Genomic DNA, 11,240 nt, shown 5'->3' on the forward strand with positions numbered 1-11,240 from the left:
CCCGTGGGGCGCGAGGGCCGGGGGGCGGGCGCGGCGACCGGGGGCGGGCGCGGGGGCTCGGACACCGACAACACCACCTCGGTGCCCCGCTCCGCGTCCAGCGCGGCCACCGGCGGCGGCGGCCGCACTTCCGCCTCCATCCTCGGCATGCTGCCCGAGCCGCGCACCGGCGGCCGGGACAGGTCCGACGGGGCCCGCATGGCGCCCGAACCGGAGCCGGGGCTGGAACCCGGGCCCAACGGCTTCGGGTGCGAACCCGTGCCCGGAATCAGCGAACGGGGGTTGGAGCCCGTTCCCGGGCCGCTGGCGGACGAAGGCGCGTACTCCACCAGCCGGTCCCCCAGCGTCTCCTTGAAGTACTGCGCCACCGACGCGGGCGACGAGGAGAGGCGGTGGTGGGTGATGACGGCTTCGATCTCCTCGCGCATCGCCGCCGCGGTGGGCGTGCGGCGCGCCGGGTCCTTCACCAGCGCGCGCAGGATGAGGTCGGACACGTCCTGCGGGATGTGCGGCCGCAACTGCGAGGGCACCGGCGCGGGTTCGCGCACGATGGCCGCCAGCGTGGCCGCGTCATGGTCGCGGCGGAACGGCAGCTGTCCGGTGAGCAGCTCGAAGAGCACCACGCCCAGCGCGAACACGTCGTTGCGCCAGTCCAGCGGGCGGCCGCTGGCGGCCTCCGGGGACAGGTAGGAGATCTTCCCCTTGATGACGCCCGCCTGCGTCTGCTCCTCGCCCTGCACCTTGGCGATGCCGAAGTCGGACAGCTTGATGGCGCCGTCCAGCGACACCAGCACGTTGTGCGGGGACACGTCGCGGTGCACCACCGGGTGCGCGGTGCCGGAGGGGTCCACGTAGCTGTGCGCGTAGTGCAGGCCCGCGGCCACCTCCGCCACGATGCGCAGCGCGTGCTCCAGGGGCAGCGCCATGCCCTTGCGGCGCAGCTCCGTGAGCAGGCGCTTCAGGTCCGGGCCGCGCACGTACTCCATCAGGATGTACGCGACACCGTCCGTGACGCCCACGTCGAAGGTCTGGACGATGTTGGGGTGCGTGAGGCGCGCGTTGGCGCGGGCCTCCGCGAAGAGCATGTCGACGAACTCGGGGTTCTCCGCGAACTGCGCGAGGATCTTCTTCATCACCACGAACTTCTCGAAGCCCTTCACGCCCTGCTGCTTGGCGAGGAACACCTCCGCCATGCCGCCCTGCCCCAGCCGGCGGATGATCTGCACCCGGCCGCTGCCCTGCGAATGCACGTCCGTGGGCGACGTGTTCTTGCTGCCGGGTTCGGAGTTGGTGGCGCCGAAGAGGTACTGGCTGAGCGCGCGCTGCTCCAGGGCCTCGATGTCGTCCTGCGCCCCATCGGTGAGCGGCGTGCGTGCCAGCAGGCCCTGGAACTGGGCCAGCGCCGGAGCCCGGGCGTTGCCGCCGCAGATGGGGCACACGCGATCCATGCTGCCCTTGGCGCGCAGCACCTCCAGGTACTCGGAGGTCTGGATGCGCTGGTGGGTGACCTGACCGCAGTTGCGACAGTCGCACGGCAGCCACAGCGTGGCCAGCTTCGCCGGCAGCGCCTTGGAGGACTTCGACAGCACGGCCAGCATCGGCGGGGGCACGCGGCAGAGCACCACCTGCGCGCCCTGCGAGGCGACCTCCAGCACCTGTTCGATGCGCGGCAGCGCTTCCGGCTCCACCGTGCTCACGTGGCAGCAGTCGAACGCGACGCGGCCCTCCAGGCCGGAGGCGAGACGGCGCACGTTGAGGTCGCCCTTGAGCACGCTGGCCAGGGTGATGAACGTGATGTCGTCCTGGACGATCTTCAGGTGCGAGGAGAGTTCGGACGGCTCCGACGGGATGCTGGAGCGCAGGTAGCGCAGCACCGCCGGGTCCACCGCGGAGAACTGCTGGCGGCGCGCGAAGTCGAAGAACTCCGTGGGCTCGTCCGCGAACTCCAGCGGCTGCGAACACACCGGGCAGTGGTGCTCCGGGGCGCCCGCCTGATCCAACACCTTCGCCTCCTCCACCAGGCGGACCAGCCGCAGCCGGTCCTCCTTGCAGAAGCGGCAGGTGTAGGGCGCCAACAGGGAGAGCACGCGCGCGACGCCGGCGAAGCCCTCCACCATGTTGAGCTGATCCACCACCACCGGCGGCGCGTTGATGACGTACAGCCCCGCCACGCCCTGCGGCGGGTGGCCCACGAATTCAATCCACCGGCGCACCCCGAACGAGCTGATGCGCTCCACCAGCCCCAGGTCCACCACCACGAGGCCGGAGAGGCCCTTGGAGGACGGGGTGAGGGGGAAGGTTTCGTCGATCACCCCTGCCACGCGCACGTGGAGCAGGCTGCCCACGCGCAGGGAGGTGATGCTGGCATTGGAAGTTTGGCTCTCCACCCGCCTACCCTCGTTCCAGACAGAACAGCAGCGACTTGGGCTGCGCGGCCCTGCGGCGCGCATCCCCCAGGTCCACCCCACAGGCGAACTGCGTCTTCCGCCCCGGGCTCACCCGCACCGCCACCGCGTCGCTGTGCTCCAGGATGCGCCGCAGGCCCAGGCCCGCGCCACCGCCGGAAGCGTCCACCTGCGCCTTCTCACCCCACGCCTTCACCACCCGCACCAGCGGGGACGTCGTCAGGCGGCCGAAGCGGTCCGTCGCCTCCAGCCACGCGCGGCCGTCCACCACCGCCCACGACAGCAGGCAGCGATCCTCTTCCGCCACGGCCTGCACCTGTCCCCGGCGGTGGGCGTACTTCGGCTGCCCCGCGTCGTCCACCGGCGCGTCGAGCAGCGCGTTCACGCCAATCTCATGCACGACATCCGCGACCCGGCTGGCGGCCACCTTCGAGCCGCCCGCCTGGATCACCGCTTCGGCCGCGCGCTCGCCCGCGGCCGTCACGTCCGCCACGCTGCCCAACACCTCGCGCGACACGGAGGCCTCCTCCGGCACCAGCGCCCCGCCGCGAAGCAGCGCGCCCAAGAGGCGCACCTCCCAGGAGGAAGGCTGTCCTCCCGGGTCCCGCGTCGCCAGCAGCAGCGCCGGAGGCTCGCGCTCCAGCAGCGCCGCGTGCGCGGGGTTCAGGCGCCCGTCGAAGAGCACCAGCTGGGGCGCGGCACCTTCGCCCCGCCCCAGCAACAGGCCGTCCCGCGCGAGCACCCCGGAGGCCTTGTCCAGCGCCTCCGGCGTCATCGACGTGTCCGGCGTCAACTTCAGGGGGGTGTCCTTCACGGAGGCAACGCTATCCAACAACGCCCTAGTAATGCAGCCGGACTTCACTGAAGACGCCGAGCGGCGGTGCAGGGAAGCCGTGGGACTCTTCATACTTGGCGTTGAAGAGGTTCGTCCCGAGCAAGGAGACGGCCACGCGCTCGTGGACGTTGAAGCCCACACGCGCGGTCGCGGTGATGTAGCTGGGGAGTGAAACGCGGGTGGCGGTGCCCGAGTTCTCGTCCACGAGGAAGCCGGGATCGAAGCGCGGGCCCACGAACAGGCCGTACAGCTCCACGAAGGCGTACTTGCCGATGTTGGTCCGGCCGCGCAGGTAGACGCGGTGGGTGGGCGCGTAGTCCAGCGGGTAGCTGGGCCCGCCGTCCAGGGGCAGCGCCTTGGCGTTGAGGAACTGGTAGGCGACGTCGAAGGAGGAGTTGAGCTGCGGCACCTGCGCCGCGGCCTCCAGTTCGAAGCCCACGACGCGCGCGTCGCCCAGGTTCTTGAACTGGGACGTGGAGCCGAACAGGAGCTCCTGGTTGATGAAGTTGTTGGCCTGGTTGTAGAAGCCCGTGCCCGTCAGGCGCACCCGGCGGTCGAGCGGCCAGAAGTCCACCGCGGCCTCCACCGTGTCCAGCGTCTCCGCGCGCAGGCCGGGGTTGCCCAGGAGCGTCGCGGCGTACATCTGCTGGTTGATGGCCAGCTCCGCCAGCGTGGGCGCGCGGAAGGCGCGGCCGTAGTTGGTGCGCAGCGTGAGCAGCTCCGGGATGGCGTGGAACACGACGCTGGCGCGCGGGGAGATCTGATCCGTGCGGGCCTCCCAGACGCGCTCGGGGATCTGGTAGTTGTCGTAGCGGGCGCCCGCGCCGAACACCAGCCGGTCCGTGGCGCGGAACTCCGCGTCCACGAAGCCGCCCAGGATGGTCTGCTTCGTGTCGTCCAGGCCCAGGCCCGGCAGCACGTTCTGGTTGTTCACCTGGTCGGCCTTCACGTCGCCGCCCACGGTGAGCGACAGCTTGTCGAGCGAGAACAGGGCGCGCGCCTCACCGCCCAGGCGGCTGCGCTTGCCCAGCGTGTTCTCCAGCGCGCCGGTGAGCTCATTCTCCAGCGCCACGTCGCGGCGCTTGAAGAACGTGTAGGCCTGCGCGAACACGCGCACGTTGTCCGTCACCGGCTGATCGAACTGGACGGACGCGTTCAGGTTCTGGACGTGCTCGTTGTCCTGCGCGGTGTAGTGGCAGCGGCCGCAGTTGCCCACGGTGGAGATGTTCTGGCCACCGGGACGGCCGATGTTGGCGTCGGTGAAGTCCGCGTCCAGCGCGAAGGAACCCACGCGGACCTTGCCGTTCACCTGGTGCACCAGCGAGTCCTCGTTGGTGTCCGTCTGGCCCAGCTGTTGGTTGTTGAAGAGCTGCGGGCCGTCCGAGCCGAAGCCGTAGTAGCCGAGCAGCGCCTCCACCGGACCGCCGCGACCGGCGACGTTCGTCTGCAGGCGCCACGTCTTGTCCTGGCCGGCGAGGATGCGCGCGTCGGCGCCCACGTTCTGGCCCTTGGCGATGAGGTCGCCGGGCTGGCGCTCGATGATGTTGATGACGCCGCTGAAGGCGTTGGAGCCGTAGAGGGACGAACCGGGACCGCGGATCACCTCCACCTGCTTGAGGTTCACGAGCGGCGTCGTCTCATCCGCGTAGAACTGGCCCGTCCACGGATCCGTCAGGGGGCGGCCGTCCTTGAGCAGCAGGAGCCGGTTGGACAGGTAGTTGGAGCCCAGGCCGCGCGCGCTCACCGCCGCCTTGCGCATGGAACCCCGGCGGCACTCCATGCCGGGGAAGTACTGGATGGCCTCGCAGAGCGAGAACTGGCCGGTGCCCTCCAGTTCCTCCGCGGGGATCCACGACACGGTGAGGGGCACGTCGGAGATGCGCTGCTTGCGCTTGCCGGCCGTGGTGACGACGGCCTCGCTCAGCACCTGGTTGACGGACGCCTCGAAGTCGGGCGTCAGCGAGTCCGGGCCGTCCAGCCCGGCCAGGCCGGAGGGGGGCGGCAGCGCGCGGTCCGGCGTGGGCTCCGTGAACGGCGCGCGGTCCGGCACGTTGTCCGGCTGCGCGGCCGGGAGGGGCAGGTTCCCGTACGCGGCGGGAGGCGGCGGGTTGGACGGCGCGTCCGACGGCAGCGGACCGCCGGGGGTGGACGTCGGAGGAGAGGCCGGGGACACGTAGGGGGCCGGATCCGCGACGGACGGGCCCGCGTACGGGTTGCCTCCCAGCGGCGGATCCGCCGGCGGCTCCGCGGCGAGGGCGGGCTCGTCGGTGACGGGCCCGGTGCCGGACGGCAGGACTTCCGGCTCCGGCACGGGAACGGGCTTCGCACCCTTGCGCGGCTTCACGGCGCGCGGAGGCTTGGCGCCCGCGGCGGGCGTCGCTCGCTTGCGCGCGGGCTTCGTGCGCGTCGCCTTGGGCGCCGGATCCTGCGACTCCTGGGCCTCGGCACGCTCCACCGAGAACAGGGCCAGGACACAGATCACCAACGTCATGCACGCTCGCGCGCCCAGACGCTCCGGAAACCTCTTGACCGCATTGTTTCGCGGCACACCGTACACAGTCGAGTCCATCGTTCTCAATTCCACGAGGGGAAGCAGCGATGTCCGCGGTTCCGTTCGCCAGGGTCCAGAGCCGTTGCGACTGGCAATCGTCCGCAGGGGCGAGTTTCCACCCCTGAACGGAGGCGTTCCGCTCGACTTCTCAAACTACCGCAATAACTGGCCTAAGGCCAAGTCGCGGCTGTCGATCCAGTAAAACGTGTCACGCGACACGCTGGGTAGGGCTGGCGGATCACCCGTGCCGCGCTCAGTCATCCGGCTGTTCGCTGGTGACGGCCAGATCGTCGGTGAAGGGCGGCAGCGCGGGGCCCAGGGACTCGGACTGCACGAGCGCGGGGGTCTCCACCCGCAGCTCGGGCGCGTCCGCGAGGACGGGCTGGCGGCGCGGCGGGCCCTGGGTGACGAGCTTGCGGAAGTCCTCGAACTCACGGCCGGGGATGGCCGCGAAGGCGTCGAAGGGGGCCACCGCGCCCACGGCGGACAGGGACTGGGAGAGCGAGTCTCCCGAGCCCTTGAGTTCCACCAGCACCGCGCCGGGCACCCGGCCGCTGCGAAAGAGCACGCGCAGGTCCTTGGGCGCGTGCGCCACCGGCACGAGCGCGGCCTCCGCGCCCTTGGCCTCCAGCATCTTCACCGCCGACTCCACGTTGGGCACCGGCACCAGCTTGAAGTGCTTCTGGGCGTCCAGGTCGCCGCCCAGGACGACGTGGGAGACGAACTTCGGATCCAACGAGCCCGCGCCCTTGACCACCGCCATGCGCTTGCCGGCCAGGTCCTTCACGGAGCCCTTCTGGGTGGAGATGATGGCCCAGCGCTGCTGCGTCTCACCGGAGCGCGGCGCGTACGCCACCGGCTGCGCCTTGGCGCCCAACTGGACCGCGGCCCAGGCGTCCACCACGGCGAAGTCGATGAGCCCCTCCCCCACCGCCTTGGAGAAGTCCTCGTAGCGGCCGAAGCTGCGGGCGGCGACGGGGCGGCCCAGGCTGGCCTCCAGCTTCTGGGCCAGCGCTTCGGCGTACTGGAAGCGCTCCTGGCCATCCGACAGCGTGGTGGCGAGGAACACGCCCAGGGTCGCCTTCTTGGGCGCCGCGGACGCGGGGGAGGCAACAAGGAACAGCACGGCGGCGAACAGCACGAGGCCGCACCGCGCGACAAAAGTGGGCGTCTTCTTCACGGCGTCTCCTCCGCGGTGACCCCGGCCGGGTTGGCGCCGGAGGCGTCTCCCAGTCCGTAGAGTCCCTGCAGGCGATCCTTCCATTCCCGCACCTGGGCGGCCCGGGGGCCCGCGCCCGCCGCCAGGTAGCGGCGCCACGCGTCCACGGCCTCGGCGGGTTCGTGGCGGCGCTCCTGGGCGTCGATGCCCAGGTTGAGCGCGGCGACGGCCACGCTCGGCTCCAGGCGCTTCCACGTCGCCAGGGCGCTGGACGTGTCCCCCTGGCGCCAGTCCACGCACGCCAGGTTGTGCTGCACCACCGCGTCTTCAGGCGTCACGGCGAGCGCGGCCTTCAGCGCCTTCTCCGACGCCTTCATGTTGCCGGAGGCGTACGCGAGCGCCGCCTCTCGCCGCAGCAGCGCGCCGGTGAGCGCGCCCATCCAGCGGGGCTGTCCTGGCATGGGCTTCTTCTGGGCGGTGGCGAGCAGCTTGCGCGACGGCGCCACCTTGCCCTGGCGGTACAGCACCCACGCGTCCGAGAGCGCGCGTGTGTTGGACCACGCCCAATCCGGCACGGGGGTGAGCGCGCGCTTGAGCCCGGACGACGCCTCCGCGAACTTCCCCTCCTCCGCGCGGGTGAGCGCCCGGGCGAAGGTGGCCAGCTTCGCGAGGTCCGTGCGCTTGCCCGTGCCCAGGCGGTCCACCGCGTCCAGGTCGCGGTTCGCCGCGGCGGCGTCCCCTGCCTCCAGCTTCGCCAGGGCCCGGCGCACCAGCACGCGCGGCAGGTTCGCCTCCGCCACCTTCGCGGCGGACTTGGACGGGCCAGCATCCGACAGCCGCTGCACGGCGGCGTCCACCTGGCCCAGCTCCACCTCCGCGAGCGCGGCGCCCGCGGACGCCTCCGCGCGCTGATCCGGCTCCTGCGTGGCCTCGCCGGACTGGGTGAAGGCAGCCAGCGCGGCCTGCGCGTCCCCGCTGCCCAGCCGGGCGTAGCCCAGGAGCAGGTGTTCGCGCCACGTCGCGCCGGGCAGCGTCACGGCGCCCTCCATCACCTTCCGGGCCTCCACGTACTGACGGCTGTCCAGCAGCACCGCGCCCAGCCGGCGTCCCATGGCCACGGAGCGGTCCAGGTCGTACGCGCGGCGCAGGTCGCGCGCGGCGTCGTCCATGCGCTGCGTGCCGGCGCGATCCCGCGCGCGGTGGGCCAAAGCCCGCGCCAGCCACTGCTTCGCGCCGGGGTGGTTGGGCTCCACCTGGAGCGCGCTGCCGTAGTCCTCGATGGCCTGATCCCACTGGCCGGTGGCGAAGTGATCCGCCCCCAGCAACATCCAGCCCAGGGCCTGACGCGGCGCCATCTCCACCACGCGCCGGTGCACCTCCACCGCGCGCTGGAAGCGCCCGGCGCGGCGGTTGACGGAGCCCAGCGTCGCCCACAGCTCCAGGCTGCCGCCGCCCGACTTCACCGCGGTCTCCAGGAACTGGATGGCCTCCTCGTGACGCGCCTGCGCCTGGAGCGCCTTGCCCACGGCGATCTGCCCCAGCAGCAGGCCCGGCTGCAGCTCCAGCACCTTGCGGAACTCGGCCTCCGCCTGCGCGGGCTGCTTCTGCGCGAGCCGCACGTCACCCAGCAGCAGGTGCGACGCGGGCGTGGCGCCCAGCTTCACCAGCGCCAGCGCCTGGGCCTCCGCGCGCGGCACATCCCCCGCGGACAGGTACTGGCGCGCGAGGCGCTCCTTCGGCTCCGCGGCCTGGGGGAACTTCGTCACCAGCCGCTCCAGCAGCGCGCGGGCTTCCGGCACGCGGCCTTCCAACTCCAGCACGGCGGCGAGGCCGATCTGCGCGGGCGCGGACTCCGCCCGGCCCGCCTGCGACTTCTCGAACGCGGCGCGCGCGGCGGGCGCGTCCCGGCGCAGCAGGTGCGCCTTGCCCAGCAGTTCGTGGATCTGGAAGTCGTTGCCGGCGAGCTTCTCCGGGCGCAGGGCCAGGTAGCGCTGCAGCCGCGTCACCGCCCGGTTCCCGTCCTGGGCGTACAGGTAGTAGCTGGCCAGGTAGTAGTGGACGATGAGGTGGTCGGGCTGATCCGCGGCGGCCACCTGCTCCAGCACCGGCACCGCTTCGTTGAAGCGGCGCAGCTTGAAGTACGCCGTGCCCAGGGGATACGCGAGCGACAGCTCCCCGGGGTTCTGGGCGAAGAGGGGCTGCAGGCGCGCCACCGTGCGCTGGAAGTCCTGGAGCGCGTTGGCCGCGCTGCCCAGGCCCGCGGCGGTGATGACGGACTGGGGCTCCTGGGCGAGCGACTGCTCGAAGAGCTGGAGCGCCCGGCGGAACTTCTCCTCCGCCTCCTTCTTGTCGCCCTTGGCGGCGGCGGCGTTGGCGGACACGAGCGCCTGCTCACCCTGCTCCGAGAGGCGCTGGGCCTCCGTGGCGGGCGGCGGGCGGAACTGCGCGAGCGCCGTCGGCGGGCCGGCCAGCGTGGCCAGCAGGACGAGCGCGGTGGAGACGCGGCGCGGGGAGCGGGAGGATGGGCGCATGCGATTCATCAAGGCGAGGGGGCGGGGCTGAATTCGGCGACGATGACGGTGATGTCATCGCGCTGCGGCTGGCCAGCGCTGTAGGCGCGCACGTCCGCGAGGAGCGCGTCGCGCAGGGCGTCGGCGGGAAGGTGGGCGTTGGCCTGGAGCGCGGCGGCCAGACGCTGCGTGCCGTACAGGCGGTTGGTGCCGTCACGCGCCTCGGTGAGGCCGTCCGTGTACCAGACGACGATGTCGCCGGGCCGCAGCTGCGCCTGGCGCGAGGTGAACTCCGACGCGACGTTCGCGCCCAGCAGCGGACCGCGCGCCGGCAGCGACGCCATCTGGCCCGTGGTCCGGTTGAAGACGGCCGCCGCGGGGTGGCCGCCGGCCGCGTAGTCGATCTGCCCGTTGTAGACGTCGATGACCGCCAGCGCGCTGGACATCTGGTGCTCGCCCCGGCCCACGTTGGCCAGCGTCACGTTGAGCGCGGTGATGAGCATCTGCGCGTGCACCTGCGACGGCTCGCGCAGCGTCATGGCGGAGGCGAAGCCGCTGGTGGCGCTGGTGGCCACCAGCGACGTGGACAGGCCGTGGCCCGTCACGTCCCCGATGCCGATGACGACGCGCCGGTCATCCAGCGCGGCGCGGAACCACCAGTCGCCGCCGCACGCGTCCGCCGGCACCACCAGCCCCGCGAGCCGCAGGGGCCCCACCGTCACCGCCTCGCGGCCGGGCAGCAGCGTCTCCTGCACCGTGCGCGCGAGCGACACCTCGCGCTCCAATTGCGCCTTGGCGCGCACGTCCTCCAGCAGGACCTTGATGCGCTCTGCCATGTGGTTGAACACCACGCCCAGCGTCGTCACCTCGCGGCCCGCGCCCGGCGCCGTGCCCGCGCGAGCGCCCAGGTCACCGGCGGCCAGCTGCATCACGCGGTGGGTGAGCACGCCCAGGGGCTTGGTGATGCGGCGGCTCTGGTACGCGGCCAGCACGCCCGCGAGCACCACGAAGCCCAGGCCCAGGCCCACGATGCGCAGCGTGTTCGCGCGCACCGCGGCGTGGTTGGCCTCCTCCAGCTCGTGCAGCTGCTTCTGCAGCTCCTCCAGCGAGTAGCTGATGACGACGACGCCCTTGCCGGCCTGCGCGCCGTAGTCGAGCGGCTCCTGGAACTCGAAGACGGGCTGCCCGTTGAAGAAGGCGCTGGCCCAGCGGCGCTCCGCGGTGCGGCCCCCAGAGGAGCCCAGCTTCGCGGCCGGGTCGCTGTCCGCGACGAGCTGCGAGTCCGCGTCGAACATCTGCACGCGCAGGATGTTGCGGTTGTCCGCGATGATGGAGCGCGCCACCTCCGTGAGGAACGCGTAGTTGTTGTCACGCAGGCTGGTGGCGGAGGTGAGCGCCAGGGTGTGGCTCACCGTCTGACCGAGTTCGCGCGCCTGAGACTGGAGCCGCTGGGTGAAGCGGTCCGAGGCCTCCGTGAGCTGCGACTCCGTCGTCTTCGCCGACAGGGCCGCCAGCAGCCCCACGATGATGATCACCATCGCGCCGGTGGTGAGCAGCAGCAGCTGATCCAACCGCAGCCCGCGGATGGCCGCCACGTTGGGCAGCTCGCCTGCTTCCAGCGGCGCGATGAGGGTGTGCGTGCCTTCCGTCGCCGGCAGCCCCATCGCTCCGGTCATCCGGGTGGCCGTGTGCTCCCCACGCAGGGCGGTGAGTTCCCGGGAATGCGTGCCGGTGTACTCGGGAGGTGGAGGCGGGGTGGACCCGGTGGGCACGTCGGAGG

The 11,240-nt window shown here is 72.0% G+C and carries 6 protein-coding genes; all 6 read right to left on the reverse strand.

The features are described 5' to 3' along the window. Positions 1 to 2,387: serine/threonine-protein kinase (locus D7X74_RS33350; protein WP_199741952.1), on the reverse strand; the 2,387-nt coding region annotated here is incomplete at its 3' end. A 4-nt stretch (positions 2,388 to 2,391) separates the two neighbouring features. Further along, on the reverse strand, positions 2,392 to 3,219 hold the full coding sequence (locus D7X74_RS33355; RefSeq protein WP_341870449.1) for a hypothetical protein: 828 nt from the start codon (positions 3,217 to 3,219) through the stop codon (positions 2,392 to 2,394). Positions 3,220 to 3,244: 25 nt separating this feature from the next. Further along, positions 3,245 to 5,809 (reverse strand): TonB-dependent siderophore receptor, encoded by a 2,565-nt coding sequence (locus D7X74_RS33360; RefSeq protein ID WP_120537047.1) that lies wholly within the window; start codon positions 5,807 to 5,809, stop codon positions 3,245 to 3,247. A gap of 235 nt (positions 5,810 to 6,044) precedes the next feature. Further along, the gene (locus tag D7X74_RS33365; protein ID WP_233595912.1) at positions 6,045 to 6,971 is read right to left on the reverse strand and encodes a PhnD/SsuA/transferrin family substrate-binding protein; all 927 of its coding nucleotides are present in this window, start codon (positions 6,969 to 6,971) and stop codon (positions 6,045 to 6,047) included. After that, entirely contained in the window at positions 6,968 to 9,481 is a 2,514-nt protein-coding gene (locus D7X74_RS33370; RefSeq protein WP_120537049.1) for a tetratricopeptide repeat protein, read from the reverse strand. The genes D7X74_RS33365 and D7X74_RS33370 overlap by 4 nt, the downstream gene beginning before the upstream one ends. Positions 9,482 to 9,489: 8 nt before the next feature. Further along, positions 9,490 to 11,232 (reverse strand): PP2C family protein-serine/threonine phosphatase, encoded by a 1,743-nt coding sequence (locus D7X74_RS33375; RefSeq protein WP_233602365.1) that lies wholly within the window; start codon positions 11,230 to 11,232, stop codon positions 9,490 to 9,492. Positions 11,233 to 11,240 lie beyond the last annotated feature (8 nt).

The sequence above is a fragment of the Corallococcus sp. CA047B genome (genome assembly GCF_003612065.1).
GTDB classification, from domain to species: domain Bacteria; phylum Myxococcota; class Myxococcia; order Myxococcales; family Myxococcaceae; genus Corallococcus; species Corallococcus praedator.